Origin of the sequence: Nitrosospira sp. Nsp2, from assembly GCF_003050965.1 — a bacterium.
Lineage (GTDB): Bacteria > Pseudomonadota > Gammaproteobacteria > Burkholderiales > Nitrosomonadaceae > Nitrosospira.
In genome coordinates this window covers 80,221-107,113 of record NZ_QAOU01000009.1, presented here as the reverse complement: position 1 = coordinate 107,113, position 26,893 = coordinate 80,221, and the positions used below count along the sequence as shown (strand labels likewise).

The window sequence follows — 26,893 nt, the reverse complement described above, 5'->3', positions numbered from 1 at the left end:
ATTTCAACCTCCTTGGCCCCTTCGGTTTGAGCAACCGCCTCTGCGCTGATCGGCACACTGGTCGGCCGAACTTCAATTACGCTGACAGGAAGCGCCGTGCCCGCAGATGGCTGAGCTGCAGCCTGATCATTTTTGCTGCACGCGGTTAGCGCAATGCATATAATAGCGACTAAAGTTAGCGTCCAGTTACCGACCATTAATTGGTCGCTTCGGTTATTTTTATATTGTCCGGCATCTGACATCTTAGCTCCATCCGGTAAAACGAGCGGGTTAAACGAATCTGTTGCATACGAAAGCACACAAATCTGTTGCATACATTCATGTATGTATGTAAATTATACGAACAAAAGATTGGATATGTAAACAGGAATCGGAATTATTTCTAACGATGGCCCGGAAAACAAAGGAAAACGCGGAATTAACGCGGCAAAAGCTTATTGAGGCGGCGCGGCAGGTGTTCCTCGTGCGCGGCGTCAGCCGAACGACCATGGAACACATCGCTCTCCAGGCTGGCGTCACGCGGGGCACAATTTATTGGCATTTCAACAATAAACTTGATTTGTTTCAGGCCATGCGCGAGCAGGTATTGTTGCCACTGATCGATCGCATGGATGATACGCTCCTCGTTGAGGGCTCTGAAGATCCCCTTACCTGCATCGAAAATTTTTTGTGCGGGACTATTCAAGTTCTGTCGGACAGTGTCGAAACGCGAGAAATTTACGAAATCATGATGATCAAGTGCGAATATGTGGATGAGTTCGCAACGGTTTTGCAGCAGATCCTGTCGAATTGCTCCGGTATCTTTCAAAAACTGCGATTGGTTTACGAACGCGCCAGCGTTCAAAATCAGTTACACCCGTCTCACGATTCCTCCCAGCTGGCTGTAGACACCCATCTCTTCTTTATTGGTCTATTGCATATGTGGGTGAAAGACACCCGCGGAGACCTGTTTCGCCATCAGGCTATCGAATTGGTGAAAGCCCATATGGGGCTGCGTCGCCGCACTTGACGTCATAAACTCCCTCCGGCCTAAATCTGTTTTTAGTGACTCTGCTCTCATGAGCGGGCATTATAGTTGACTAAATCTATCAAGTATCTTATAGTTGACTAAATCAGTCGTGTATTGACCGACTTGGTTTAGGACGATGTTCTCTATTTCAACGGAATCACGATAGTAAGAGGAAGGAGTTTATTATGAGGCTAACAACGAAAGGACGGTTTGCAGTAACGGCGCTGTTGGACCTGGCCATGCAGCGGAGCACCCGTCCGGTGACACTGGCCGAAATCAGCCAGCGTCAGCAAATCTCGTTATCTTATCTTGAGCAATTGTTCGCGAAATTGCGGCAGCGCGGGCTTGTCGACAGTGTTCGAGGCCCGGGCGGCGGGTATTACATCGCCAAGGATCTCGCGCAAGTCTCGATCGCCGAGATTATCCTGGCGGTTGACGAACCGATAGACTCCACCCAGTGCAGTGGCAAGGAGAATTGCCACAACGACAAGAAATGCATGACGCACGATCTGTGGGTCAAGCTCAATGATCTTATTTTCGATCATCTTGGCGCGGTCAGTTTGAAACAACTGGTCGATGACCAGAAAGCAAGACATGATGAACGTAAATTGAGAGAGAAGGGCGTAGTCCAGATGCTGGATATGCGCACGGTGATATCTGACAAGACCATGCCCGAAAAGGTAATGCCCGAACGGGAACGTGCGGTAATTTCCGCCTGATAAAGCACCCGGCGCAAAACTTTACGTCATTTTGATCGTCCTACGGGGATAGAAACTGGAGACAATGATGGCGATAACATTAACCGAAAACGCGGCAAAGCAAATCCGTAAACAACTTGCCAAGCGGGGCAAAGGACTGGCTTTGCGCATCGGTGTGAAGAAAGTAGGGTGCTCCGGGTTTGCTTACACATTCGACTACGCTGACGAGCTTCGTCAAGGTGATGAGATTTTTGCGTCTCATGATGCCAGCCTGGTGGTCGATGCCGGTACTCTGGCGTTTCTTGATGGCTCACGTGTCGATTTTATACGGGAAGGTCTTAACGATTCGTTCCGCCTCGATAACCCCAACATTGACCACATGTGTGGCTGTGGGGAAAGCTTCAGCCTGAAGGAGCCCGCCAAGGTTTAGCCTTGTTTGCGAGTAACGAAGACGGAGGTCGAGAAGCTTTCGATAAAGGACGGTTACCGTGATCATCTTCGACGCGAACGATATTGGAGCAATCTCATGAGTGCAGTATTACAAAATCTGGTCAATCAGCCGTACAAGCACGGTTTCGTCACCGACATCGAGTCGGATATTGCCCCGAAAGGGCTAAACGAAGATATCATCAAACTCATTTCGTCAAAAAAAGGCGAACCGGCATGGATGCTGGATTTCCGTCTCAAGGCCTATCACCAGTGGCTCAAGATGGACGAGCCGAAATGGCCAAATGTAAAATATCCCAGGATTGATTTTCAGGCGATCAGTTATTACGCAGCCCCAAAGCCGAAAAAGAAACTGAGCAGCATGGATGAAGTCGATCCCGAGTTGCTGCGCACGTTCGAGAAACTTGGCGTCCCAATGCACGAGCGCGCCGCGCTTGCCGGGGTCGCGGTCGATGTAATTTTTGATAGCGTTTCAGTTGCGACGACTTACAAGCAGAAGCTGGCAGAGGTTGGGATTATCTTCTGCTCGATTTCGGAAGCCGTTCAGATGCACCCGGAACTGGTGAGGCAATACCTCGGCACAGTCGTGCCGGTGGGAGACAATTATTACGCTGCGCTCAACTCGGCGGTTTTCACGGACGGGACGTTTTGCTTCATTCCCAAAGGTGTCCAGTGTCCGATGGATTTGTCTACCTATTTTCGCATCAATACCGAAGAATCAGGACAGTTCGAGCGTACCTTGATAGTTGCCGAGGAAGGAGCGTCAGTGTCTTATCTGGAAGGATGCACCGCGCCCAAATTCGACACTAACCAGCTCCACGCCGCGGTGGTCGAGCTGATCGCGCTCGATAATGCCGATATCAAATACTCGACCGTACAGAACTGGTACGCAGGCGACGAAAACGGCTTGGGTGGAATTTACAATTTTGTTACCAAGCGCGGGCTCGCCAAAGGCGTCAACTCCCGTATTTCGTGGACCCAGGTTGAAACCGGTTCGGCAATTACCTGGAAGTACCCTTCCTGTATTTTGCAGGGAGACAATTCTGTCGGAGAGTTCTATTCAGTGGCGGTCACCAACAATTATCAGCAGGCGGATACCGGTACCAAAATGATCCACATCGGAAAAAATACTCGCAGCACGATTGTGAGCAAAGGTATCTCGGCTGGGCATTCGAATAACAGCTACCGGGGGCTCGTCAGGATTGCTCCGACCGCGGCTGGTGCGCGAAATTATTCGCAATGCGACTCAATGCTGATTGGCGACCAATGCGGAGCGCACACGTTTCCTTACATTCAGGTCCGTAACCAGGAGGCGAAGGTCGAGCATGAGGCATCCACGTCCAAGATCGGCGAGGATCAGTTGTTCTACTTTGCACAGCGCGGGATCGGCAACGAGGAAGCGGTATCGATGATCATAAATGGTTTCTGTAAGGATGTATTTCAACAGTTGCCAATGGAGTTCGCGGTCGAGGCGACCAAGCTGCTTGGATTCAAACTTGAGGGGAGTGTTGGATGATACTCGACGGCAGCAAGACTTTGCTGGAAGTACGGGGACTACGGGCTACCGTTGATGGCATTGAGATCCTCAAGGGCATCGATCTCACCGTGAAAAGCGGTGAAGTACATGCCATCATGGGCACCAATGGTTCGGGCAAAAGCACTTTCGCCAAGGTGCTTGCCGGACACAGCGCGTATCAGGTGACCGGGGGCTCGGTAATATTCGAAGGCCGAGACCTGTTCGATCTCAAACCGGAGGAGCGTGCCCGTGCGGGCGTGTTTCTGGCCTTTCAATATCCGATCGAGATACCCGGCGTCGCCAATAGTCATTTTTTACGTCTCGCGTATAACACCGTGCAGGCACAACGCGGAAAGGACGAGCTTGATCCGCTTGAGTTTGAGGATTTTGTACGCGACAAAATGAAACTGCTGGAAATGAATCCGGATTTTCTTGATCGCGGCGTGAATGAAGGTTTCTCCGGCGGTGAGAAGAAGCGCAACGAGATCTTGCAGATGGCGCTGCTGGAGCCACGGCTGGCGATTTTGGACGAAACCGACTCCGGTCTGGACATTGACGCGCTCAGGATCGTGACCAATGGAGTGAACAAGCTGTCCACTGCCGACAACGCCATTGTATTGGTAACGCATTATCAGCGTATGCTTAACTACATCGTGCCGGATTTTGTGCACGTGATGCGCGCGGGCCGGATCGTCAAGACGGGTGGCAAGGAGCTTGCGCTTGAACTCGAGACGCGCGGCTATGACTGGGTTGGCGCCGGGCAGCCTGCCACCGCTGGCGCATGAGCATGAGTGCGGTGGTCAGCAACGGCTATCTTAATAGCATCCTTCAGGGGCGGCCTCAACTCCCGCCCAGTCCCCTGGCCTGGTTTAACCAACTGCGCGCCAGTGCTGTCGAGCGCGCGGGGACGCTGCAGGTGCCGACTACGCGCGATGAGGAGTGGCGCTTTACCGACATATCTCCGCTCACCCGGCTGTCGTTGCGCCCATCGCACGCCCCAGCGCATGCGATAGATGCACGGCATTTTCATCTGGATGAGGCAGCGATCAGGCTGGTGTTTGTGGACGGGGCGTTCATGCCGGAGTTGTCCAGTCAGCCGGATTTGATGGAAGACAGTGGTCTGGTTGTCACTGATCTGTCGACGGCAGTAGCGACGCACGCCTCGGTAATCGAGCCACATCTCGGCCGCCTCGCGGGTTTCGAAAACAATTTATTCGCTGCGGTCAATACTGCCTACCTGCACCATGGAGCGCTGATCATTGCGCCTCGCGACGCCAAGGTACGGAAGCCGGTGCACGTGTTATTCATCGCGACGCAGGCGGGAGCGGCAATCCACCCCCGGTGCCTATTGATTGCTCAGGCGGGTAGCGCGGTAACAATGGTTGAGGATTACGTTTCCTTGCAGGACGACGCATATGTAACCAACGCGGTGACCGAGGTTGCTCTTGAGAATAATGCCACGGTTACCCACGTGAGGGTGCAGCGCGATAGCCTGGAGTCGTTTCACATCGCAAACTGCGCGGTATCGGTGGCGCAAGGCGGCTGCTATCGGTCTGTAAGTATCGCGCTTGGCGGGCGTATTTCCCGCTATGACCTGAATGCGACGCTTGCGGCGGAGGGAGCGGAGTGCGTCATCGACGGCTTGGCTTTGATAAAAGGCCGCCAGCTCGCCGATACTCATACCTGTATCGATCACGCGAAACCGTATGGTACGAGCCGTCAGTCACATAAATGTATTGTGGACGGCGCTGCGCACGCGGTATTCAATGGCAAGATTCTCGTGCGCGCGGGAGCCCTGCGTACTGATTCTGCACAATCAAGCCGCAACTTGCTCCTGAGTGCCAGGGCGCGCGTCGACACAAAGCCACAGCTTGAAATCTTTGCGGATGACGTGAAATGCGCGCATGGTGCGACGGTTGGGCAACTGGATAACGAGGAACTTTTTTATCTCAAGAGCCGCGGCCTTACGGAAACTACGGCACGCAATCTGCTGACTTATGCCTTCGGCGCGGAAATAATCGACCGTATCCCCATTGCTTCGCTTAAACATCGGCTCGAGCAGACTGTGCTCGAACAGACTAAAAAAACCTGATCATGAAGCTCATTGATTCTGCTTTGCAACCGGAATTCACTTCAATGTTCGACGTTGAACACATCCGTGCTGATTTTCCGATCCTGAAGCTCCAGGTTGAAGGAAATCCATTGGTTTATCTTGATAACGCCGCATCAAGCCAGATGCCGAAACCAGTCATCGATCGCCTGGTGCGCTACCAGACCAGCGAACATGCGAATATCAACCGCGGAGTACATTATTTATCGGAAACGGCAACAGCGGAATACGAGGCCTCGCGCCGCAAGCTGCAGCATTTCATCAATGCGCGTGAGGATCGGGAGGTTATTTTTACCAGCGGCACGACCGATTCGATCAACCTTGTCATGCACGGCTATGGCCGCAAATATATCCGCGCAGGCGACGAGATCATTCTGACCACGCTCGAGCATCATTCGAACATCGTGCCGTGGCAAATGCTCGCCGAAGAGAAAGGCGCGAAGATTCGCGTGGTGCCCATCAACGATGCGGGCGAACTTCTTGTCGACGAATACGAGAAGCTTTTTACCGCGCGCACAAGATTCGTTGGTGTAATGCATGTGTCAAATGCCCTCGGCACCATTAATCCTGTCAAGCAAATGATTAAATTTGCCCACGAGCGGGGCGTCCCGGTACTGGTCGACGGCGCGCAGGCCGCGCCGCATATGCTGGTGGACGTTCAGGATCTGGATTGCGACTTCTATGCTTTTTCCGGCCACAAGCTGTGCGGACCGACCGGCATTGGGGTACTTTATGGAAAGGCTGAGTTACTTGAGCGAATGCAGCCTTACAAAGGTGGCGGGGATATGATTCTGTCGGTGACGTTTGAAAAGACGACATATAATTCCATCCCGCACAAGTTCGAGGCCGGCACGCCCCCGATCGCGGCCGCAATTGGCCTCGGTGCGGCGGTTGATTATCTGTCCGCCATCGGCCTGGACACCATTGCAGGATATGAACTTAAGCTGCTGAACTACGCAACGGAGCAAATATCTCATATACCGGGCATCCGCGTTGTTGGGACCGCCGCAAGGAAAACAGCGGTACTTTCATTTGTGATGGAGGGGGTGCATCCGCATGACATCGGCACGCTATTGAATCAAGAAGGCGTTGCCGTCCGCACTGGTCATCATTGCGTACAACCGGTGATGCTGCGCCTCAAAGTCCCAGCGACAACGCGCGCTTCGTTTGCGTTTTATAACACCATGGCCGAGGTGGACGCGTTTATCTCGGGCATTCGAACTGTGCAAAAGGTTTTTACGTGATGAACTCCAAGTCCCTTTATCAAGAGGTTATTCTCGACCACAATAAAAAGCCTCGAAATTACGGCACGCTGGATAAGGCGACCCATCACGCGGTTGGCCATAATCCGCTTTGTGGCGATCATCTCGACATCGAGCTTAATCTAGACGGGGAGCGGATCGACAACATTGCGTTCCATGGTGAGTCATGCGCCATCTGCAAGGCGTCTGCCTCGATGATGACGACGGTTGTTAAAGGCAAGACCCGTTCCAACGCGGAGACGTTGATAAAGGAATTCCGCGAGATGGCTACGGGCACGCTCAACTTAAATGACGGCCATCACTTGGGACGGCTTACGGTATTCGCCGGTGTGCGCGATCTGCCAACGCGCGTAAAATGCGCTATTTTGCCTTGGCACACGCTGCATGCGGCGCTGAACTCGGTTACGACTACCTCGACCGAGGCGGAAGATGATCCCATGCATGCCGCGATAGGAGATGCTTAAAGATTTCTGACGAGCTCCACAGGACTTGTTCAGAGCTCCCCTGAAGGAACTGGAAATGCCTAAAATAGCTGAAATCGAGGGTACCCCGAACCGGAACGCGTTAAAGTTCATTCTGAAGGAACCGCTGACCTGGGGGGTGACACGCTCATACGACAATGCCGAGCAGGCGCTGGGCGATCCGCTTGCCGAGGCGCTATTCGATATAGACCACGTGACCAACGTATTTTATGTCGATCGCTGGATCACGATCACCCAGGATGGCGGGGCAGACTGGCAGGATCTGGCGCGTGAAGTGGCCGATCCGATCCGCGCTGCGCCTGCGGCAGATGCGCACTCAGCCGCTACAGTCGCGGCCGCCGGGACTGCGATCGCTGGATTAAGTCCCGAGGACCAGAAACGCCTTGATGCGATCAACGAAATGCTCGACGAGGAGATACGCCCCTACCTGCAAAACGACGGCGGCGATCTCCATGTCCTTGCTCTGGATGGCAACAAGCTCAGCGTTCATTACCAAGGGGCGTGTGGCACCTGTCCCAGTTCGATCTCAGGCACGCTCAGGGGTATTCAGAATATGCTAAGGGCGATCGAACCAGAAATCGAGGTTGTTGCGATGTAATATAGCGCTTCGATTCGTGCTCACACGCTATATAAATATTCCCCGTACTTTTCGGCTCCAATGATTGGATGAGTTGGCGGAACCTGCAGAGCGTCGCATAATTGTTCAAAAGCTTTGCGGCGCTCTGTTCAGCTCAGCTGCAAGCGGGATAATGCCTGTATCGGCAGTCCTCCAGCGAGCAGCATTTGCGGGCTGGCTGGAAGGTGCGCTTGGATACGTCTTGTGGTCGCCTCTGACGCGCAGCCGGATGAACTAGTCAGTCTTTCCTGTCTAAATTAACCAGATGCTCTGGGTCAAATCCTTCCATATTATTTTCGTCGTGGCCTGGTTTGCGGGCCTGTTTTATCTACCGCGGCTGTTTGTTTACCATGCTACAACCAGCGATTCGCTCGGTCTCGAGCGTTTCAAGGTGATGGAGCGCAAACTCTACTATGGCATAATGACGCCGAGTGCTGTGTTGGCAGTGGCGTTGGGGCTGTGGCTGTGGCTGGGTTACGGCATTACGGGCGGTTGGCTTCATGCCAAACTGGTACTCGTGTTAATACTAGTCGCATATCACCTGTACTGTGGAAGACTTCTTGCCGATTTCAAGCATGATCGCAACCGCCACGGGCACGTTTATTACCGCTGGTTTAACGAAATCCCAGTCCTGATTCTGATCGCGGTGGTCATACTGGTAGTGGTAAAGCCGTAAAAATTTATTTCACCTTATCCTGGCTTCGCCAAGCATAACTCATTAAGAGCCACACTGCGGAGCCATTCCGGTTCGCGCCATGAAGACGATTACGGTTAACCTTACTCCCGCGCCGAGCGAGCGCAGCTACCCGATACATATCGGTAGCGGTATCTTGAGTCAGCCTCAATTTATCTCGCGCCATCTGACGCAGCAGCGCGTCGCAATCGTGTCCAATGCCACGGTGGCCCCCCTTTATATGGGACGGTTGCGTGCCAGCCTTGATGCTCAAGGGGTTACATCGGTCCCTATTATTCTCCCCGACGGGGAAGAATATAAAAATTGGCAAACACTAAACTGCATATTCGATGCTCTCCTGACGAACCGGTGCGAACGCAGCACTGCTGTCCTGGCTTTAGGAGGCGGCGTTGTTGGTGATTTGACCGGATTTGCCGCGGCGTCATATCTGCGCGGTGTTCCTTTTATCCAGATTCCCACGACGCTTCTGGCGCAGGTTGACTCGTCGGTCGGCGGCAAGACCGGCATCAATCATCCCCTTGGCAAGAATATGATCGGCGCTTTTTATCAGCCGCGTGCAGTCCTGGCAGACATCGAAACGCTGAATACCTTGCCGGATCGGGAGTTGCACGCGGGCATTGCCGAGATTATCAAATACGGCCTCATCCGCGACCCCGTCTTCCTGGAGTGGATTGAGGCCAATATGCAAGGGCTGTTAGCGCGGGATGCGGTGATTCTGGTGGAAGCCATCGAGCGCAGCTGCGCAAATAAGGCCGAGGTCGTGGCGGCGGATGAGCGTGAAAGCGGTATGCGCGCGCTGCTGAACCTGGGGCATACATTCGGGCACGCGATCGAGAATGCGATGGGGTATGGTGTCTGGCTGCATGGCGAAGCGGTGGCGGCGGGCACGATGCTGGCAGCGAACCTGTCGCATCGAATGGGCATGATCAGTCGCACTGACGTGAAGCGAATCAGGGATCTTTTCGTACAGGCCAAGCTTCCCGTGATTGCGCCGAATCTGGGCGCGGAAACATATTTGCGCCTGATGGGACTGGATAAGAAAGTCGAGGCGGGGAAACTGCGTTTTGTATTACTCAAACGCATTGGCGAGGCTGAGGTTCGGGGGGACGTACCCAGCAGCCTGCTGATTAAAACTCTTGCTGAATGCACAGCCAATGCTTGAATTAGCCCCTTATGCGGTATCGCAGGCAAACTCGCGCGGACGCCAAATTGCCGAAGAGTTGTCTCCCGGACGGACATTTTTTCAACGTGATCGCGATCGTATCATCCATTCCACCGCCTTCCGCCGGCTCGAATACAAGACTCAAGTTTTCGTCAATCACGAGGGAGACCTATTCCGCACGCGCCTGACGCATAGTCTGGAAGTGGCGCAAATCGGTCGGTCCGTAGCCCGCAACTTGCGTCTTGACGAAGACCTGGTCGAGGCAATCGCGCTGGCGCATGACCTGGGGCATACGCCATTCGGGCATGCGGGGCAGGACGCTCTGAATGATTGCATGAAAGAGTATGGTGGCTTTGAACACAATCTTCAGTCCCTGCGGGTGGTAGATGTACTTGAAGAGCATTACGGTGGATTCGACGGCTTGAATCTGTGCTTCGAAACCCGTGAAGGCATTCTTAAACATTGCGCAAGAAAAAAAGCCGCCCAGCTGGGTGACGTGGGCGAACGTTTTCTCACCGACAGGCGCCCCTCGTTGGAGGCGCAGCTCGCCAATCTTGCCGATGAAATAGCGTATAACAACCATGATGTCGATGACGGCTTGCGCTCCGGGCTGATTACCGAGGAACAGCTTGGAGAAGTGAAAATCTTCTCCCGCCATTTAGCCGCCGCCAGAACCGCGTATCCCGGAATCTCTGGCCGGCGTCTCATTCACGAGACGGTGCGACGCATGATCAATACGCTGGTATCGGATTTGACCGAGCAAAGCGCAAGAAATATTGCAGAGGCCGCGCCGGAAGGTTTATCAATGGTGCGGGAAGCGCCTGCCCTGATTGGTTTCAGCAATAAAATCCGGCAGGAGCAGCAGGAATTGAAAAAATTCCTGCGCGACCATCTTTATCGGCACTATCAGGTGGCGCGCATGAGCGCCAAGGCGCGTCACACCGTCGAAATGCTTTTTAAGGCGTTTCATTCGGATATACGGTTGCTCCCGCCGGCATTTCAATCGAAATATACTCAGGATGGGTATCAGGCGATTGCAGACTATATTGCAGGCATGACTGACCGCTACGCCATACGTGAATATCGGAAGCTGTTTACAATCGAAGAGCGCTGAACGCCTGATGCAGCGTCTGCGGTTCGCAGGACCTTCCAATGAGACCCTCTGATTCAGGAGAACCGAACGTCCTAAACGGCCTATGCCGCTTTGGTTGGCATAGGTATGGCAATGGATCAGCCATGGCAACTGCCAGCCGATGAGCATATACCTGAAAGTCAATCGCTGGTAATATCGTGGGTTCGGCCCGTCCGTCATGGTCGGCGTCCCTTCCCTCGTCCGAATCCGGGCCAGGTGGCAAGAGGAAAATGCCGAGTCTCTTTTCTGAACTGTGCGGTTGAATGGACGCGAATGACAAAATTAAAAAATGATACGTTGTTGCGGGCTCTCCTGCGCCAGCCCACGGACTACACGCCGGTGTGGCTGATGCGCCAGGCCGGCCGCTATTTGCCTGAGTATAACCAGACCCGTTCCCGCGCCGGCAGTTTTCTCGCTTTATGCAAGAATCCGGATTACGCGACTGAAGTCACCATGCAGCCGCTCGCGCGATTCCCGCTCGATGCGGCGATACTGTTCTCGGACATTCTAACGATACCCGATGCAATGGGGTTGGGTCTTTATTTTTCCGAAGGGGAAGGGCCCAAGTTTGAGCGCCCTTTGCGCGAGGAATGGGAGATTCGCGCACTTGCGGTACCCGATCCGGATGCACATCTTCGCTATGTGCTGGATGCGGTGACCCAAATTCGGAAGACGCTGGATAACAGGATTCCCCTGATCGGATTTTCAGGTAGCCCGTTTACGTTAGCCTGCTACATGGTTGAAGGTTGCGGCGGGACCGATTTTCGCCAGATCAAAACCATGCTGTATCAGCGGCCCGATCTGTTGCATCACATCCTTAACATTAATGCTCAGGCTGTTACGGCCTATCTGAATGCCCAGATCGAATGCGGGGCCCAGGCGGTAATGATTTTCGATACTTGGGGCGGAGCTCTATCTCATGCTGCCTATCGGGAATTCTCCCTGCGTTATATTGGCCAGATCCTGGCTGGACTAAAACATGAGCATAACGGAGAGCGCATTCCAAATATTGTTTTTACCAAGGGCGGCGGGCTGTGGCTCGAGAGCATTGCTGACAGCGGTTGTGACGCGGTTGGACTGGACTGGACTGTGGATATTGCCGAAGCCCGGCGGCGTGTGGGTCACAAGGTTGCTCTGCAGGGAAATCTCGACCCGGCCGTACTGTTCGCTTCGCCGGAAGTAATTGCCGCTGAAGTTGAAAAAATCCTGTCGGGTTATGGTAATGGCAGCGGCCACGTCTTCAATCTAGGACATGGCATTTCCCAGTACACGCCTCCAGAAAGCGCTTTGACACTTGTGGAAGCGGTTCACAGTATCAGCAGGAAATATCGACAGCACTAGATATATTTTATAGAACATGTTAATGGCGACAACCAATACGAAGATGTGCTAAATTCGGGTTTTAAGCGAACAGGCCAGTTATGGAAACAGATACTGACCCAACCCAAACATGGTCAATTTTTCGGTGCAAATAGGTGAAAAACGGGTAAATTCAAGTGGTTCGGCTAGAACAAGCTTAACAAAATCGCCAGTGCATATACTTATTATTGAAGACGACCCCGCGATCGCCACCAACCTTTACGATTTTCTCGAGGCGCGTGGTCACAGCGTGGATGCTGCCGCAGATGGAATTACCGGCCTGCATCTTGCTGTAACGCAAAAATTCGACGGAATTCTGCTTGATCTTGGATTGCCGGGTATGGATGGCATTACGTTGTGCCGGAAACTCCGCAAGGAAGCGGATATCGACACGCCGGTACTGATGCTTACCGCCCGAGATACGCTGGACGATAAACTTAAAGGGTTCGATTGCGGCGCGGATGATTATCTGGTTAAGCCGTTTGCGCTGAAGGAAGTTGAGGCCCGCCTCGTCGCCATGCATAAGCGTCATGGCGGGAAAGTCACCAGTCGCATGCTCGAAACGGGGGATCTCTCGTTCGACCCCAAGACACTATCTATACAATTTGCCGGTGCGAGCGTCAAGCTGCCACCAAAATGTATTAGGCTGCTTGCCATTATGATGGGTGAACCCGGCCGGGTGTTCAGCCGAAGAGAATTGGAATCGGAAGTTTGGGGCGATGAGCAGGGTACCAGTGATACCTTGCGTAGTCATATGCACGAACTACGCCGTGCGCTAAGCCGGGCCGGAGGATATGATCCAATCGAAACAGTTCATGGCCTTGGTTACCGCCTGATTTCTCGTGGCCGGAGTTAAGCGCGGTTTACGCCTGCGTGTCGCACTGGCTTTTGCAATATTCTGCATCGTTGTTGTCGGAACCGTTGGTATCAGCCTCTATATCGCTTCGGATGATATCGAACAGGCGCATATCGAGCAGATACTCGAAGCCGAGATGGACTATCTCGTGCAGCGTTATCGCGACAGTAGCGACTTTGTTCCGCAGGTGGGCTCCAATCTCGAAAAGTATATCGTCCGCGACGCCGCGGACGAATCGCATCTGCCCACCTATCTGCAAGGATTGAATTACAGGCGCCATAAAGTGTTTCGCGGCCCCGAGGAGATCCGGGTCGCGGTAAGGCACGTTGACGGCATTAAGTTTCTCGTTGCCTATGAAATCGGACTCCACGATTTGCGGCAGCAGGAACTCCGGCTCCTCATCGTTTTATCGCTTTTATCGGTGGTTGGCGTTGCCCTGGTGGTCGGATATCTGCTCGCGGGGGTACTTGTCAGACAAGTCACCGATCTCGCCGAGCGCGTCCGGCATCTCGCGCCGGGTGACGTGCAAGGCGCAACCATGATACAGCCCGGACAGGACGAGGAGGTGGCGCAGCTCGCGCATGCGCTGGACGACTACCAGAACCGCATAACACGTATGTTGCGGCGCGAGCAGGAGTTTACCGCCAATGTCAGCCATGAGTTACGCACACCCATCACCACCATTTTGACAAGTTGCGAGCTTCTGGCGACTGAGCCAAGCCTGCCGGAAAGGGCACGGGGGCGAATCGGAATGATCGAGAGTGCGGCCACCCGCATGGGAGAGCAATTACAGGCCTTGCTATTTTTAGCCCGCGAGCAGGCGCTGGGAATCATGGAGCCGGTTGCTCTTGCGGAGTGTGTTTATGATGCCGTGGAACCTGTCTGTACGGAAATATATCGCAAACGCCTTAATTTCGAGGTGGCAATCGAACCAAAGGCCGTTCTTACGCTGAATCCGCAGGCGCTGCACACGGCTCTCGTGAATCTGCTCCGAAACGCGGTGCAGTATACCGAGCGGGGTTTCATACGTGTCAGTTTTAACCGGAACCGTTTGTCGATCTCGGATTCGGGCATTGGCATTGAACCTTTTTACCTCCCGCTGCTCTACGAGCGCTTTTTCCGCGGAACGTCCCAAGGGGAAGGTTTGGGCATCGGGCTCGCCATCGTCAAACGTATTTGCGATCACTACGGCTGGACCATTGATGTTGACAGCACTCCGGGAAAAGGAACAACCTTTCACATTACATTTCCCGGTTAGTCATACCGAGCCAGTCTCTTCCTTTTCCAGAACCAAGCCTGTCTGTTTCCTGCTCAACAGGTGAGCAGGCCGACGGGCGTTGCCATCACCGGCAGGCGTGGCGACATAAGCAGACAACGTTTGCTGCCAACCCTAGCCCCGCGCCCCTTCCAAAACCCACTGGTTTCCCTAGTTTAGCTCCAGATTCCCTATGATGCGCTGGGGGAGGGTGGTTCCTTCCTACGTATCCCGCCGCTTGCGCGCGCTCTCAAACGTGTTCCCCTCAACCGAGTAGCTCTGTAGGTCGTGGCTCGGCCGCCGTTCGCCTCAAGACACCTTAGCCATTCAGATTTTGCCGCAGCACCGGTGCCATGCTCCTTCCCAATTTCAACAACCTGCTTCTTCATCATGGCGATCTACTTGAGGTCCCGGCGTTCGTTTTCATCTTCCCATGTTGAGGTTCGACATCGCTTCAACGTGCTTAGCCGTGAAAGACGCCTCAACGGTGCATCATTCATGCCGGGCGCGGCGTAAAAATACGTGGGTTCTTCATCTAAACTATTTACCCAAAAGCAATAAGCGCACGTTTGTTTCGGGAGGAATTAAGACTTTTTTAAAATATTTTAATTTAGTTTGCCCGATTCACAAATTAATCACAGATACGAAATCTTTTCTTCACACGCATTATGCTAATTTTTGGTTAACACGTAATTCGGACCACTTATAACACACGAAACCGAGGAATTCCTAAAAATAACCTTAAAAATCAATAGGCTATAAAACGATATTTTAATGTATACGTGCTGCAGGGATTTAATGGAAAACTAATTTTCACAAAATTGGCGGTGTGTCAAGCAAAATCGCTGTCGAAAACACCGATCCGAAATATGATGTGTGTGAACGGGGTTAAAGTTTTTAAAAACATTTATGGATTTAATTTCAATCCGATTATTTATCTCAGTTTCAAAAAAAATATGACGAACTGTTAACTGGGATTGAAAAGCCTATTAATGCGATGGTTTTCCGCTCGTTCTCCCGAGATGGCCGCGTTTGGAATAGAGCGATTGGGATTTGCCTCGTGGCCGCTGCGATGAACGTAGCGCGCCGTGAGAAATGTTAACCACGATGATAAACGCGGGTTTTTCCGGTAGGTCGGGTAAAAGTACTTTCTGAGGGGGGGTGAGGGATGAGTCGACGCAAAAGGGTGGTGTCAGGTAGCGGATGCGGCAACAGAGCGAAAAATAACATGCAAGTCGTTAGGAAAACCAATAATCACAATAGGAGGATGACGTAATGGCTACGATACAACCTGTAGTGCTGTTCTTCGTTCTCGGAGTTTTGGCCGGAGTGATGAAATCCGACCTCAAGATCCCCGAGGCCTTATACAAGAGCCTGAGCATCTTCCTGTTGATTGCCATCGGTTTCAAGGGTGGGGTGTCGATGGCGAAGTACGAGATCATGGAAGTCCTGCCAATCGCGCTGTCGATGGTTGTGCTCGCGGCGCTGATTCCACTCACCGCCTACCCGATATTGAGAAAGCTCGGGAAATTCAGTCAAGCGGATTCCGGGGCTATTTCCGCCCACTACGGTTCGGTGAGCGCGGTGACCTTTGCCGTGGGTATCGCCTTCCTGGAGGGTATCAAGGAAACGTCCGAAGGCTACATGGTCCTGATCATGGCGTTGATGGAGATACCCGCTCTGGTGACCGGTACAATCCTTGCAAGGGCAGGAGCGGGGGGTAAAACTGAGTGGAGGAAGCTGCTGCATGAGATTCTCACTGGTACGAGTATCTTTCTGATGGTTGGCGGAGTCATCGTCGGTTACTACGCCGGAATGGTAAAACTTGTCTCGCCCCTGGATAAGATGTTCATGGACCTGTTCATGGGCGTGCTGGCCTTATTCCTGCTGGAAATGGGTTTGCTCGCATCAGCGCGGTTGCAGGTAATCAAGGCAAAAGGCCCATTCCTCATCGGGTTTGGCATACTGTTTCCATTGACCGCCGGGTTTTTTGGCGCATTCCTCGGCGCTTCATTCGGTTTATCCCTTGGCGGTGCGACGATGCTCTCTGTGCTGTATGCCAGTTGTTCATACATCGCGGCGCCGGCAGCCATGCGCATCGCGGTGCCCGAAGCGGATCCGGCGGTGTCCATTGGAGCTTCCTTAGGGGTAACCTTCCCGTTTAACATCTTCATCGGGGTCCCCATCTACTATGAGATGGCGAAATTCTTCAAAGGATTGTTGGCATAAAATCGAAATAACGATGGACGTACTATCAATGGGGATAGTGGTATTAGATTAGTAAAGCATCTTTACCACGGTGATAGTACGTTTCGCTAAGTTACATTACTACCGTGTGGCTCAGTTATACGACACCTTTCACTTTCTAGGGGGAAACAATGGACTCCGCAATCGCAATGAAGAGGTTAGAAATCGTAATTGATGAGGAAAAACTCGAGGATCTCATTACCTTATTAAATAGCGTCGGCATACGTGGCTACACCTTCATAAAGTCAGCCGGCGGGCTTGGCTCGAGGGGCACACGGCGTCCGGACGATATCTTTTTCGAGCAAAACAATGCCATGGTGATTCTCGCATGCCAAGAGGCTCAAGCGCTGAAGGTGACGGCCGCGCTCCGTCCCAGGCTGAAGGAATTTGGGGGCATGTGCCTGATCTCGGACTGTTACTGGCTTGAGGGGGCCGCGATCTCATATTAAAAATATGTATTTTTCCCGGAGCATCCAGAGGGAAACACAGTTCTAATTGTTGCGAAAAAAACCGTTTCATTTGTAATAACCGGGGTTATTTCATCGTCGAGGGTGACCGGACGCTACTGCGCAGCGGCAAGCCGCCTGCGCAGTAGCGGTAAAAAAGCGAATGCAGAAGAAGTTATGGTCTTCACGCAACATTATCCCGTGTTGCGTTACGGCAAAGGAGAGCCGAAGCCAAAAAGCCTTTCGAGCGTGGGGGGAATCTAAATCATCGCCGTACGCATGAACCAGTTGATTCCGCCACTCCGGATGACTTAGCCCGCCTTCCATGGATCCTTGCTTCTCTATTTCGCTAGGAGGTTTTTTTCGGATGATAACGGAGCAAAAAGACTACAGGGCCAGGTTATCGCCTCCATCCGCAGCACATCATGTTTCTCAGATCAGATCGCTAGTTACGAAGAAGGGCTTGCAAAATAAAGACGAGAGAGAGCTAACTTGGCGCGTTGACGGTTCACTATATGTTCTTAATAATCAACCCAATTTGAGAGTGCCATGGCAAGACCTGCGACGGGACGGGAATTTGTGGAAACGGCAAAAGCAAGAATCGCGTCGGCTAAAACCGTAGATGCGTTACGGGCTGCCCAGGCGTTGCTTCTTCCGCTGGAGTTCGGGTTATCGCTGGAGCAGACGGCGACCGTGATTGGGCTATCGAAGAGCCGGACGGGAAAACTCAGGACCCGGTTTCAGCGGATCGAATGCGGTATCGAACAGATTAAAACTAAGAAGGGGTTGCGCAATCACGCCAGGATGAGTCTGGATGAAGAGGTAAAATTTCTCGCGCCCTTTATTACAAAGGCTCAAGATACCGATGTGTTGCCGATACCTGAACTCAAAGCTGAACTTGAACGACGCACTGGAAGGAAGGTTTCCACCTCGGCTGTTTACCAGTTGCTTCGCCGCCACGGTTGGTCGAAGTTTGCACAGCAACATCGAACGAGTGCGGCAGCGGTAAAATCCCGGGGACAGTCAGGGCAAAAAAAGGAATGATCGCGGCGGGGCCATTAGGGCGATATGACAGCGCTTACTTAAGCGCGCGACGGTGAGAACTGAGAATAGGGTAGATCGAAGGTTCCATCTTTCCATTGCTACTCCAATGAGTACGCACTGCGTACCATAGTCCCGGAAATGGGTTTTGGTAGTTGCTGGAAGCGGATGCAGCATCGTCACTTCACGCCACGTCATACATGTTCGGTGTAAGCCGCCATTCCGCGCGGATTACACCGGGAAATGCTCAATCTGCTTTAACCTCCTCCCACGTGCCATCGAGCTTGATATAAAACAGCTTTGGGTCAAATCCAAGCGAACGCGCCGTTTCCGCGGCCTTGAGAAGATCTTCCTTCTTTGCGCCGGCACCGCAATCCTCATGCACAGATAGAACCGCCGTGTGGCTATCATGAAGTTTTTTTGAAAGCCCTAGATGGGTTTTAAGCTGATCCACATTTGCCGCGCCACCGGCGCATGTCACCCGGTCATATGTTCCCTGATGAATATTCAGGTGCTCCAGTAAGTTTTCAACCGTCTTTTGTATCCGAAAGTCCATACATCCGACAACGGCATGGCTACAGGTATGCATAGATTTGCCCTTTTTGGTTATATGTCATGTAAACCCAACGTAGTGATTCAGCAATGATTGTGCCTTTCGCCGTGCCCACCCGTCAAGTAGAGTTTCAGGATTTATCGCCGGCAACGATGGGGAAATAATCTGGGTGGGACTGAGGTAGGAGGCCGAAAAGCTGTCACATAATCCGGTCAGGATTGTGGGCTATATGACAGCATTGCACGTAACACCGGATTACACCTACACCGCGATGCCCCATAGCGTAATTTCACTGACTCGCGGGTTTCTCAGGGAGGTTGGCCGCTGCGTCCGCAGGGAGGGTGCGGGCTGCATCGCGCGTCCGGACGAGGAGATCGCTACCTCCCATCCCTCTTGTCCTTCGTCTGCATTGACGTGCCATCATGTCAGGCGATCACGACCTGATGGCAAACAAGAAGCATGCAGCGGTTATCACTATATCTCGGCTTCAGTCATAAACACAAAAAATTGACATACGTGAGTATTCCCTGAAAAACATTCACAGCAAAACTTCGAAGCAATCTTCTAAATATGTAAATAACACATTGATTAAAATAACAAATATAAAATCAATCGGCAAACCTGATATTCCTCCACAAAAAATATGTGAAGTATTATTCATACGACTTCACAAATTCTTCACATTTACCATACATTCCCTTCACATTCCCGATGGTATGTTAGCGCCGTCTTTAAAGCTTGAAGAAATTAGGGATATTTTCGTGTCACAAACCGTGACGACATGGTGTCTCGCGCTGCGGCGTGGGGTGTTGTTGACGGGGCCGTGGATGAGCTTTTAAAGGAACTTGAAGTGACTCTATATAGCCGATTTTCCCACCTTAGATATGAGCGACGGAATACCCAACAGTCCTCCCGTTCATTTTTTTGCCGGGAATATCTTTTATATCAAATTCTTAACAGGGAAGGACAAGTATCATGAGTTCATATACTTCAGATAAGCCTATTTCACCGCCCGATGACCATTCACCCAGCGCCACGCCAGACGCGGTAGCCGCGCCGGGATCGGCCGGTTTTCAGGCTAAGTATGTGGCCAGGGACATACAGGCCGGAATTATCTGCGGGGCGATGGCAATCCCGCTGAGCACAGGCATAGCCATGATGTCAGAGTACCCCATCAAGGTCGCGCTCGCCACGGTGGTGTTTGCGTGCTTTCTCGGTTGGATCAACTCATTTTTCAAACCGGGCAACTATATCGGTGTGCCTGGGGTCGCGGCGGGTCTTGCACCCGCGTTGGCCTTGGGCGTGCACTCGTTCGGCATTGAAAATATGGCGTTCTGTATTTTCCTCACCGCGGCCATGCAGGCAGTGGTGTGGAAGTATAACTGGCAACGGTACATCATGCTTGCGGTGCCGGTATACCTGGTGGAAGGGTTACTCGCCGGGATAGGCTTGAAAATCGCGCTCAAGTTCGTGACATTTACTTATGAGCTCCCGGCTGGGCAGGAGGAGGCGGAGGTATTCTGGAATGGCGCCCGGATACAGATGGTTCTTGTATCCCTGGCTGGCTTCGCCGGTTTTGTGTATCTGTTCTCGAAATTCAAGGATACCAAGCCAGCAATCCCGTACTTCCTTTTAATAGCTGCAAGCGTAGTCGTGGCGCAGTTCATGGCGGTTCCCATGCTGCATGTGGATGACGTCGAATTGAAGCTTGCCCTTCCAATACCCCATGTTGAAAACGCGATGATGTGGGTTTATATGATCGGATTCTGCGCAATGCTGGCAACGATCGACGTGATAGAACAGGTGATGAGCAATGCGGCGATCGAAAAAATCGATCCCCTGGGTCGCAAGTGCAATACCAACAACAGCTTGTTCTCTATCTGGCTCTCCAATATGGGTTCCAGCTTCTTCGGTGGCATGACCAACCTTGACGGCCTAGCTAAAAGCACCACCAACAAGCTGGCCGGCGCATATACAAAGTTTTCCAATCTCGTAGTCGGTCTAGTCATTGCCTTCTTCGTGATGAACACTCATTACCTTGAGTTTTTACCGAAATTTTCGCTCGCGGCAATAATGATTTTCTCCGGCTGGAAAATGATCATGGGACTGTGGCATGTTGCACACTATGGGCAATACGCTTTAATCCTCGCCACCGTTACCGGTTTGCTGGTTTTCAAAATCGGTATCTTCGAGGGCATGATTGTGGCACTGACGGTGCATGGCCTCATCAACTACATCGTGTTCAAGCAAGCCGGAAAGATTCCCGGAAAGGTCATTATCAAGAAGTATTTCGAGAAATTCTCGACCGGTGGCGGAGCTGACTGAGTAAAACGTTAATATTGCATGGCGGGCGTTAATGCGCCCGCCATTTTTTATGAATCATCAGATAAATACAGGAGTTCACAAATGTATAGAAAGATCATGGCTGCTATCGCTGATGATGATATTTCCTGGAACGCGCTCCAAGAGGCCATCCAGATCGCAACCGCCAATGGCGCCGAACTATGCGTCGTTCATGCGTCATCCACCGCGGACGATGATGAGAAAAACCGCAATAGCAAGCAGATGGGGGCAGATTTGCTGCAGCGAGCAAAGTTAGCCGCGGGTGAAAAACTAGAGGTCGAGACTCGTTTATTGGAAGCGGAGGGAGAATTTGGCCTGAAGGGCATTTCAGAAGCCATAGCCAATGCCGCAACTGAGTGGGATGCGGACTTGCTGGTCGTGGGTACCAAAGGTCGGCGGGGTTTGGAGCGCCTGGTGATTGGTTCCGTAGCGGAGCAGCTTGTCAGCGCGGTAGGCACCTCCATTTTATTGGCTCGCTCGCGTTAACCCAGAACTCACGTAAAAAATTTTTGTCCTAATTGTGAAGAAAATGTGGACAAAGCATTAAATACTTGTGAACTTGTGAAAAATGTGTATACTTCATGTTAAGTAATTGTGAAGTATGTCTCACCCTACAAACAGGGTGGTTTTTAAACAACCTTTTTGGAGATCTCCCGTGAAAACGATTTTCGCTTTGATCTTGCCTGTAAGTCTCGTCTTGCTTTGGGCTTTTCCGATTTTTACGTCTGGGCAATTCAGTCTGGGTTGGTTCGCCGTGGATTTCTTGCTTGTCATGGCAACTTATCTGGCGCTGGCTCACCCCCATCTGTTTCGCGGTATAGCCCGCCGGCACAGAACGCTTGCGACCCGCGCCTTGGCGTAAGCGCGTATGACCGAGTATAGGGCGGAAAGATGATTCTTGTCCGCCCATGCTTGAAATAGAGTTACGTGAATGAGTTCAGTGGTTGAAGAATGCTGTTTCGTAAATTCCTGGTAAATCCCTTCGTGTTCAGTGAAATTGAAATGAGAAATAGACTACTTAAAGTACTTCTCCCCACGAGCTTGCTACTCGCCGTTTTTCCCGTTTTTGCGGCGCAGCAAGCCGGCAAGGCGCCCCCAGAAGCTGCCATCTCCTGCATACAAAATGTGATTGATGAGCGGGACACGTCCTTGGCAAATATGGCTGCTGGTTGGTCATCGTCCGTTAAGGAAGCGCTGGAGGCACGACGTGACGCGGAAAAAGCAAGTTGGGAAGTTGCCGACTACAAGGGGCGGCGCGTCGCTCAGAGAAAGGCTTGGGGCGATTATGACAAGGTCCTTCGTGCGGCAAATAAGACGAAAACCAAGGAACGGGTTCAGGCATGGAAGAAATTCGATAACGATCGCCAGCAATGTGAGGTTTATTCCCCCGAGATGGTGACCGGCAGTACAGTCGATAAAAATATTTAAGTAGCGAGTAACAATCAAATCGATCAATCCGCCCACGAGCGGGAGTATTGCCCAAGCAATAATTTGCATTGAAGTTCAACAATTAAAAGTAGGGAAAAAATGTTAGGAAAGGTCGCCTGAAGGACGTCTTCAACGGATTGGGCGTTGAGCAGTTGATTGGGGCCAGACGGTGGAAGGCTTAAACCTTATTCTAATTTGGATACTGACTTAATTTACGTCCGGGCGTTAACAACTTATATTTTTTTAACCTCTTTCTATCAATTACCTAATCATGTTAAAAACATCTAATTCCACCAGCACCTTTCTGTATTTTGCATACGGCGCCAATATGTTATCCCGTAGGCTCACAGCCCCGGACAGAGCGCCATCGGCTGTTGCTATAGACCTTGGCTTTGTCGAGGGACGCCGATTCTCCTTCGGTAAAGTGAGTCGCGACAAGTCCGGCAAATGCGATCTCGAGGCAACGGGTAACCCTCACGACAGAGCATATGGCGTTCTCTTCAAGGTAAATGTAAAAGACAAGCCCAATCTTGATGTAGCGGAAGGGCTTGGCATTGGATATAGCGAGGCGAAGATCCAAGTAGTTACGGCAACAGGTGTCTATACCGCACTAACCTATGTCGCCAGCTATAGGGAAGATCCGCTTCTGCCTTACCAATGGTACAAAGCATCCGTGCTATCGGGTGCCGTTGAGCATGGCCTTCCGTATGAATATATTGAATGGCTGCGGACTTTTGAAGCACAACCTGACGCGAACGCGAAGCGTCGCACCGAGCGGGAAGCCTTGATTTTCGGTGATTTGCCACTCCATCGGTTCCAGTTCGACATGGGTGTGCGTCAGGCCGCAGTCAACGAAGCTTAAGTAGGAAAAATTCTTTATTTCGGCCTCAAAACTCGGCGAGCGGAATTTATTAAGTTCCGCTCGCTGTAAAACCGGCTAAAACCGATCTGTTCTAAAAGCTCATGGTGGGCTCCCCGCGGTGCCGGCCTGCAGCAGTTTTTGATAAAAAGTAACGCGTCGCCCACTGATCTTCCCCTCCCGCATTGCCTGCGTAAGCGCACATCCAGGTTCACATCCATGACGGCAATTATTGAACCTGCATTGTCCGATGTAGGGACGAAATTCAATAAATCCCCACGCCAGTTCCTCGACATTCAAATGATATAGACCAAATTCCTGCATGCCCGGGGAATCAATGAGTCCGCTATCGTCGTCGAGATAATAGAGTTTGGCGTGCGTCGTGGTATGCCGCCCGGTATCGAGCGCAACGGAAATATCAGCAGTCGCCCGTTCGGCCGCGGGTACGAGCGCGTTGACTAGAGTCGATTTGCCCATGCCGGACTGGCCTATGAGAATACTTAGATGACCATGCAGGTGGGGTAATAACGGGACGCTATCGTTTTTTGCACTAAGCTGTAGCACGGGGTAACCCAGTTCGCGGTAGAGGGCGAGGGTAGAAAAGGCGTGGCGGGATGGTTCAATCAGGTCAGCCTTATTGCATACGAGCAGTACCTTTAACTTCTGCTGCTCAGCAGCCGCAATACAGTGGTTAACCATCTCCTCGCTAAAACTCGGAACAGCGGCGACGACGATAACCAATTGGGTGACGTTCGCGGCGATGAGTTTCTGACGGGCCGCGTCGCTGCGGTACAGCACTGACGTGCGGGGCAGTATCTCCTCTATTACCCCCTGCCCGGACGCCGATAGTCGGACTTTCACCCTGTCGCCGCATGCTGCGCCTCCCTTTTTGCCGCGCATGACGCAAGACAGAACTGTGCCGTTAGAGGTGCTAATGAGAAAATTTCTACCAAACGCGGCGACTATTTGTCCGGTAATGAGCGGCGCCGCTGAGGTAGAGTGAACCGGTCTCAAATCGTGAACAGCGTATCAACCTTGGCGGCGCAAATAAAATCGTTCTCTGATAGCCCACCGATTGCGTGCGTGGTGTATTCCACTCTGCATTTATTGTAGCCCACTATCAGATCGGGGTGATGGTCTTCTCGATGAGAGATCCAGGCAACCGCGTTGACAAAGGCAGTCGTCTGATAATAATTCTTGAAATGAAAGTCTTTCCGGATCGTTTTCTCTAGGAACTCCCATTCGTCGAGTTGCTCCATCAGTATGGCGACTTCGCTGACAGAGAGTGGCGGCATAACACCCTCGCAAGGTTTGCACTTCTTATGCGCAAGGTCACCTGTATCGCTCATTTTTACTCCTCTTAGTAATTAGCATAAGATCCCGGGTACGCGATCAAACCGTATTTTGCGCCAAGCTCTGAAGACGCGATATCCTGAGCGCGGCCGGCGGATGTGAATCATAAAACGCCGAATGCAAGGGATCGGGCGTAAGCGTCGACGCATTATCCTGGTAAAGTTTCACCAATGCCCGGGTGAGATCAGCAGCCGAAGCATTGTGCGCGGCGTACTCGTCGGCCTCGAATTCATGCCGCCGTGAATATACGCTGGCCAACGGCTGAAACAGGAACGTGAATACGGGCATGACGATAAAAAATAATAACAGCGCCATTGCCGGGGAGGGTATTGATGAAACCGAAACCCCCAGCCCCTCGTAAAACCAGCTTTGCTGCATCAAGTAGCCCAGTACCCACAAGAATACAAGGCTCATCGAAAAACTTAGCGCGATGCGTTTGATAACGTGATGACGCTTGAAGTGGCCCAGCTCATGCGCGAGCACCGCCTCAATTTCAGAAATATCGAGACGGGAAAGCAACGTATCGAAAAAAACAATTCGTTTGGTTTTACCGAAACCAGTGAAATAAGCGTTACCATGGTTGCTGCGGCGTGAGCCATCCATCACAAAAAGGCCGCTGGATTTGAAGCCACATTTCCGCATCAGCTGTTCGACGCGTGTTTTGAGGGACGTGTCAGCGAGAGGGGTGAATTTGTTGAAAATTGGCGCGATCCAGGTGGGAAATATGGCAAGCAAAACGATATTGAAGGCCATCCATGCAAGCCATGCATAAAACCACCAGTTCGGACCCATTTTCTCCATCAGCCACAACACGCCCAGGATCAGCGGCACGCCAAGCAGGATCGCCAAAAAGCTCTGTTTAGCGAGGTCGAGAAAAAACATGCGGGGTGTCATTTTGTTAAAACCAAACTGCTCTTCGATGACGAATGCTCGGTAGTAACCTATAGGAATTCCGAGTGCACTCATCAGCAATATCGTACTGATTATAAGCGCCGTGCCGTGCATGATTGGATCGTCTAACCAACCCGACCAAAAAGCAGTTAGCGCACTCAATCCGCCCCCTAAAGTAAGTATCAGCAAAACCATCGCTTCCAGGGACATGCTCAGATATCCCAGGCGCGTCTTGGCGCATGTATAGTCCGCGGCCTTCTGATGCGCTTCGAGCGTAATTTGGGAAGAAAAATTCGCAGGTACGTGGCCGCGGTTCGCCCGAACATGGCGAATATGGCGCGTTGCCAGCCACATCCTCGTAATCAGGGTTAAGATCAGGGCGGCAAGAAAGACGGCTGAGAAAGTTTGCATGATCGACAGGATGGCTATGGTCCTCTGCTTCCAACATTAAAAAGTCACGGTGACGGCTCAGTACCGATATGACACAATTACATATTGAAAATTCCGTAAGTGGTTTCCATTATGGCACAAGATATCAACAACCTCATCTGGATAGATATGGAAATGAGCGGCCTTTGCCCGCAGACTGACCGTATCCTCGAAGTCGCTCTGGTGGTTACCGATTCGCAGTTGGGTGTCATCGCCGAGGCGCCGGTGCTGGTCATATCCCAGCCGGATACGGTACTCAATGATATGGACAGCTGGAATAAGTCAACGCATTCAAAATCCGGCCTGATTGACAAGGTGAGATCATCCATCCTCACGGAGGAGGCCGCGGAAGAACGCATGATCGCGTTTCTGCAAGACCATGTTCCTCCCGGAATCTCACCCATGTGCGGCAACTCGATCTGTCAGGATCGCCGCTTTTTGGCCCGGTGCATGCCACAGCTGGAAGAATATTTCCACTACCGAAATCTGGACGTTAGCACCCTGAAGGAGCTGGCAAAACGCTGGAAGCCAGACATTCTTGCTGGCCTCGAGAAATTGGGCAAGCACGAGGCGCTCGCGGATATCTACGACTCAATTGCCGAAATGAAGTACTACCGTCAGACGTTTATCAACGCATAGGCAATTGAATAGCGCGACGAGACTAGAAATAATTTCCGGTTGAGGTAGCTTCAATCCTATCCCCAT

Annotated in this window: 28 protein-coding genes and 1 pseudogene; 24 read left to right on the top strand and 5 right to left on the bottom strand. The window is 52.0% G+C overall.

Features of this window, described 5'->3' with window-relative positions; genetic code table 11:
- Positions 1-314, bottom strand: a pseudogene (locus tag C8R31_RS16340) (hypothetical protein); the annotation flags it as partial.
- Between the two features lie 74 nt (positions 315-388).
- Between C8R31_RS16340 and C8R31_RS14935 the strand changes: the two are divergent.
- The 18 genes from C8R31_RS14935 (at position 389) to C8R31_RS14845 (ending at position 18,335) form a co-directional block, all read left to right on the top strand.
- Positions 389-1,009, top strand: coding sequence for a TetR family transcriptional regulator (locus C8R31_RS14935; protein WP_107694892.1), 621 nt, complete (start codon positions 389-391; stop codon positions 1,007-1,009).
- Between the two features lie 185 nt (positions 1,010-1,194).
- Positions 1,195-1,728, top strand: a complete 534-nt coding sequence (locus tag C8R31_RS14930; RefSeq protein ID WP_107694891.1) for an Rrf2 family transcriptional regulator — start codon at positions 1,195-1,197, stop codon at positions 1,726-1,728.
- Positions 1,729-1,795: 67 nt separating this feature from the next.
- A complete protein-coding gene (locus tag C8R31_RS14925) occupies positions 1,796-2,137 on the top strand; it encodes an iron-sulfur cluster assembly accessory protein (protein ID WP_107694889.1) in 342 nt (113 codons plus the stop codon).
- 96 nt (positions 2,138-2,233) lie between these two features.
- Entirely contained in the window at positions 2,234-3,670 is a 1,437-nt protein-coding gene (gene sufB / locus C8R31_RS14920; RefSeq protein WP_107694887.1) for a Fe-S cluster assembly protein SufB, read from the top strand.
- Positions 3,667-4,455, top strand: coding sequence for a Fe-S cluster assembly ATPase SufC (gene sufC, locus C8R31_RS14915; protein ID WP_107694886.1), 789 nt, complete (start codon positions 3,667-3,669; stop codon positions 4,453-4,455). The genes sufB and sufC overlap by 4 nt, the downstream gene beginning before the upstream one ends.
- Positions 4,456-4,457: 2 nt before the next feature.
- The gene (gene sufD / locus C8R31_RS14910) at positions 4,458-5,762 is read left to right on the top strand and encodes a Fe-S cluster assembly protein SufD (RefSeq protein WP_181320643.1); all 1,305 of its coding nucleotides are present in this window, start codon (positions 4,458-4,460) and stop codon (positions 5,760-5,762) included.
- A gap of 2 nt (positions 5,763-5,764) precedes the next feature.
- Complete coding sequence (locus tag C8R31_RS14905) at positions 5,765-7,024, top strand: cysteine desulfurase (RefSeq protein WP_107694882.1); 1,260 nt, start codon at positions 5,765-5,767, stop codon at positions 7,022-7,024.
- On the top strand, positions 7,024-7,506 hold the full coding sequence (sufU, locus tag C8R31_RS14900) for a Fe-S cluster assembly sulfur transfer protein SufU (protein WP_107694881.1): 483 nt from the start codon (positions 7,024-7,026) through the stop codon (positions 7,504-7,506). Before C8R31_RS14905 ends, sufU begins: the two co-directional genes overlap by 1 nt.
- A 55-nt stretch (positions 7,507-7,561) precedes the next feature.
- Entirely contained in the window at positions 7,562-8,122 is a 561-nt protein-coding gene (locus C8R31_RS14895) for a NifU family protein (RefSeq protein WP_107694904.1), read from the top strand.
- Between the two features lie 283 nt (positions 8,123-8,405).
- A complete protein-coding gene (gene hemJ, locus C8R31_RS14890) occupies positions 8,406-8,816 on the top strand; it encodes a protoporphyrinogen oxidase HemJ (RefSeq protein WP_107694879.1) in 411 nt (136 codons plus the stop codon).
- A 79-nt stretch (positions 8,817-8,895) separates the two neighbouring features.
- Entirely contained in the window at positions 8,896-9,996 is a 1,101-nt protein-coding gene (aroB, locus tag C8R31_RS14885) for a 3-dehydroquinate synthase (RefSeq protein ID WP_107694878.1), read from the top strand.
- On the top strand, positions 9,989-11,110 hold the full coding sequence (locus C8R31_RS14880) for a deoxyguanosinetriphosphate triphosphohydrolase (RefSeq protein ID WP_107694877.1): 1,122 nt from the start codon (positions 9,989-9,991) through the stop codon (positions 11,108-11,110). The genes aroB and C8R31_RS14880 overlap by 8 nt, the downstream gene beginning before the upstream one ends.
- Before the next feature lie 291 nt (positions 11,111-11,401).
- Entirely contained in the window at positions 11,402-12,469 is a 1,068-nt protein-coding gene (gene hemE, locus C8R31_RS14875; protein WP_107694875.1) for a uroporphyrinogen decarboxylase, read from the top strand.
- A gap of 190 nt (positions 12,470-12,659) precedes the next feature.
- The gene (locus tag C8R31_RS14870; RefSeq protein ID WP_107694903.1) at positions 12,660-13,343 is read left to right on the top strand and encodes a response regulator transcription factor; all 684 of its coding nucleotides are present in this window, start codon (positions 12,660-12,662) and stop codon (positions 13,341-13,343) included.
- Positions 13,330-14,601 carry a HAMP domain-containing sensor histidine kinase gene (locus C8R31_RS14865; RefSeq protein WP_107694873.1) on the top strand — a complete coding sequence of 424 codons (1,272 nt, stop codon included), beginning with the start codon at positions 13,330-13,332 and terminating at the stop codon, positions 14,599-14,601. The genes C8R31_RS14870 and C8R31_RS14865 overlap by 14 nt, the downstream gene beginning before the upstream one ends.
- Positions 14,602-15,873: 1,272 nt before the next feature.
- The gene (locus C8R31_RS14855; protein WP_107694869.1) at positions 15,874-16,827 is read left to right on the top strand and encodes a sodium-dependent bicarbonate transport family permease; all 954 of its coding nucleotides are present in this window, start codon (positions 15,874-15,876) and stop codon (positions 16,825-16,827) included.
- Between the two features lie 167 nt (positions 16,828-16,994).
- A complete protein-coding gene (locus tag C8R31_RS14850; protein ID WP_258192730.1) occupies positions 16,995-17,294 on the top strand; it encodes a P-II family nitrogen regulator in 300 nt (99 codons plus the stop codon).
- Positions 17,295-17,840: 546 nt separating this feature from the next.
- Complete coding sequence (locus C8R31_RS14845; RefSeq protein WP_107694865.1) at positions 17,841-18,335, top strand: hypothetical protein; 495 nt, start codon at positions 17,841-17,843, stop codon at positions 18,333-18,335.
- Between the two features lie 244 nt (positions 18,336-18,579).
- Here C8R31_RS14845 and C8R31_RS14840 read toward each other — a convergent pair whose 3' ends face one another.
- On the bottom strand, positions 18,580-18,921 hold the full coding sequence (locus tag C8R31_RS14840; RefSeq protein ID WP_107694863.1) for a carbonic anhydrase: 342 nt from the start codon (positions 18,919-18,921) through the stop codon (positions 18,580-18,582).
- Positions 18,922-19,860: 939 nt separating this feature from the next.
- On the opposite strand from C8R31_RS14840, the gene C8R31_RS14835 reads away from it, so the two are divergent.
- The 5 genes from C8R31_RS14835 (at position 19,861) to C8R31_RS14815 (ending at position 23,518) form a co-directional block, all read left to right on the top strand.
- Entirely contained in the window at positions 19,861-21,210 is a 1,350-nt protein-coding gene (locus C8R31_RS14835; RefSeq protein ID WP_107694861.1) for a SulP family inorganic anion transporter, read from the top strand.
- An 81-nt stretch (positions 21,211-21,291) separates the two neighbouring features.
- Positions 21,292-21,714 (top strand): universal stress protein, encoded by a 423-nt coding sequence (locus C8R31_RS14830; protein WP_181320639.1) that lies wholly within the window; start codon positions 21,292-21,294, stop codon positions 21,712-21,714.
- A 169-nt stretch (positions 21,715-21,883) separates the two neighbouring features.
- The gene (locus C8R31_RS14825) at positions 21,884-22,090 is read left to right on the top strand and encodes a hypothetical protein (RefSeq protein ID WP_107694858.1); all 207 of its coding nucleotides are present in this window, start codon (positions 21,884-21,886) and stop codon (positions 22,088-22,090) included.
- Between the two features lie 122 nt (positions 22,091-22,212).
- Positions 22,213-22,656 (top strand): hypothetical protein, encoded by a 444-nt coding sequence (locus tag C8R31_RS14820; protein WP_146164609.1) that lies wholly within the window; start codon positions 22,213-22,215, stop codon positions 22,654-22,656.
- Between the two features lie 271 nt (positions 22,657-22,927).
- Positions 22,928-23,518 (top strand): gamma-glutamylcyclotransferase, encoded by a 591-nt coding sequence (locus tag C8R31_RS14815; protein WP_107694854.1) that lies wholly within the window; start codon positions 22,928-22,930, stop codon positions 23,516-23,518.
- A gap of 99 nt (positions 23,519-23,617) precedes the next feature.
- Here the strand turns inward: C8R31_RS14815 and rsgA are convergent, their stop codons facing one another.
- The 3 genes from rsgA to C8R31_RS14800 form a co-directional block, all read right to left on the bottom strand.
- Positions 23,618-24,376 carry a ribosome small subunit-dependent GTPase A gene (gene rsgA / locus C8R31_RS14810; protein WP_258192729.1) on the bottom strand — a complete coding sequence of 253 codons (759 nt, stop codon included), beginning with the start codon at positions 24,374-24,376 and terminating at the stop codon, positions 23,618-23,620.
- 149 nt (positions 24,377-24,525) lie between these two features.
- Positions 24,526-24,864 carry a 4a-hydroxytetrahydrobiopterin dehydratase gene (locus tag C8R31_RS14805; RefSeq protein WP_107694851.1) on the bottom strand — a complete coding sequence of 113 codons (339 nt, stop codon included), beginning with the start codon at positions 24,862-24,864 and terminating at the stop codon, positions 24,526-24,528.
- A 43-nt stretch (positions 24,865-24,907) separates the two neighbouring features.
- A complete protein-coding gene (locus tag C8R31_RS14800) occupies positions 24,908-26,170 on the bottom strand; it encodes a M48 family metallopeptidase (RefSeq protein ID WP_181320637.1) in 1,263 nt (420 codons plus the stop codon).
- Positions 26,171-26,281: 111 nt separating this feature from the next.
- Between C8R31_RS14800 and orn the strand changes: the two genes are divergently transcribed.
- Positions 26,282-26,827, top strand: coding sequence for an oligoribonuclease (gene orn / locus C8R31_RS14795; protein ID WP_107694848.1), 546 nt, complete (start codon positions 26,282-26,284; stop codon positions 26,825-26,827).
- Positions 26,828-26,893: the final 66 nt, after the last annotated feature.

What these genes read in the sequence shown, in the direction of transcription:
- sufD (WP_181320643.1), top strand. Translation starts at nt 4,458, where the DNA reads ATGAGTGCGGTGGTCAGCAACGGCTATCTTAATAGCATCCTTCAGGGG.
- C8R31_RS14835 (WP_107694861.1), top strand. Translation starts at nt 19,861, where the DNA reads ATGAGTTCATATACTTCAGATAAGCCTATTTCACCGCCCGATGACCAT.
- sufB (WP_107694887.1), top strand. Translation starts at nt 2,234, where the DNA reads ATGAGTGCAGTATTACAAAATCTGGTCAATCAGCCGTACAAGCACGGT.
- C8R31_RS14880 (WP_107694877.1), top strand. Translation starts at nt 9,989, where the DNA reads ATGCTTGAATTAGCCCCTTATGCGGTATCGCAGGCAAACTCGCGCGGA.
- orn (WP_107694848.1), top strand. Translation starts at nt 26,282, where the DNA reads ATGGCACAAGATATCAACAACCTCATCTGGATAGATATGGAAATGAGC.
- C8R31_RS14830 (WP_181320639.1), top strand. Translation starts at nt 21,292, where the DNA reads ATGTATAGAAAGATCATGGCTGCTATCGCTGATGATGATATTTCCTGG.
- C8R31_RS14895 (WP_107694904.1), top strand. Translation starts at nt 7,562, where the DNA reads ATGCCTAAAATAGCTGAAATCGAGGGTACCCCGAACCGGAACGCGTTA.
- hemE (WP_107694875.1), top strand. Translation starts at nt 11,402, where the DNA reads ATGACAAAATTAAAAAATGATACGTTGTTGCGGGCTCTCCTGCGCCAG.
- aroB (WP_107694878.1), top strand. Translation starts at nt 8,896, where the DNA reads ATGAAGACGATTACGGTTAACCTTACTCCCGCGCCGAGCGAGCGCAGC.
- sufC (WP_107694886.1), top strand. Translation starts at nt 3,667, where the DNA reads ATGATACTCGACGGCAGCAAGACTTTGCTGGAAGTACGGGGACTACGG.
- C8R31_RS14930 (WP_107694891.1), top strand. Translation starts at nt 1,195, where the DNA reads ATGAGGCTAACAACGAAAGGACGGTTTGCAGTAACGGCGCTGTTGGAC.
- hemJ (WP_107694879.1), top strand. Translation starts at nt 8,406, where the DNA reads ATGCTCTGGGTCAAATCCTTCCATATTATTTTCGTCGTGGCCTGGTTT.
- sufU (WP_107694881.1), top strand. Translation starts at nt 7,024, where the DNA reads ATGAACTCCAAGTCCCTTTATCAAGAGGTTATTCTCGACCACAATAAA.
- C8R31_RS14905 (WP_107694882.1), top strand. Translation starts at nt 5,765, where the DNA reads ATGAAGCTCATTGATTCTGCTTTGCAACCGGAATTCACTTCAATGTTC.
- C8R31_RS14855 (WP_107694869.1), top strand. Translation starts at nt 15,874, where the DNA reads ATGGCTACGATACAACCTGTAGTGCTGTTCTTCGTTCTCGGAGTTTTG.
- C8R31_RS14845 (WP_107694865.1), top strand. Translation starts at nt 17,841, where the DNA reads ATGGCAAGACCTGCGACGGGACGGGAATTTGTGGAAACGGCAAAAGCA.
- C8R31_RS14840 (WP_107694863.1), bottom strand. Translation starts at nt 18,921, where the DNA reads ATGCATACCTGTAGCCATGCCGTTGTCGGATGTATGGACTTTCGGATA.
- C8R31_RS14925 (WP_107694889.1), top strand. Translation starts at nt 1,796, where the DNA reads ATGGCGATAACATTAACCGAAAACGCGGCAAAGCAAATCCGTAAACAA.
- C8R31_RS14935 (WP_107694892.1), top strand. Translation starts at nt 389, where the DNA reads ATGGCCCGGAAAACAAAGGAAAACGCGGAATTAACGCGGCAAAAGCTT.
- C8R31_RS14850 (WP_258192730.1), top strand. Translation starts at nt 16,995, where the DNA reads ATGAAGAGGTTAGAAATCGTAATTGATGAGGAAAAACTCGAGGATCTC.
- C8R31_RS14800 (WP_181320637.1), bottom strand. Translation starts at nt 26,170, where the DNA reads ATGCAAACTTTCTCAGCCGTCTTTCTTGCCGCCCTGATCTTAACCCTG.
- C8R31_RS14805 (WP_107694851.1), bottom strand. Translation starts at nt 24,864, where the DNA reads ATGAGCGATACAGGTGACCTTGCGCATAAGAAGTGCAAACCTTGCGAG.
- C8R31_RS14815 (WP_107694854.1), top strand. Translation starts at nt 22,928, where the DNA reads ATGTTAAAAACATCTAATTCCACCAGCACCTTTCTGTATTTTGCATAC.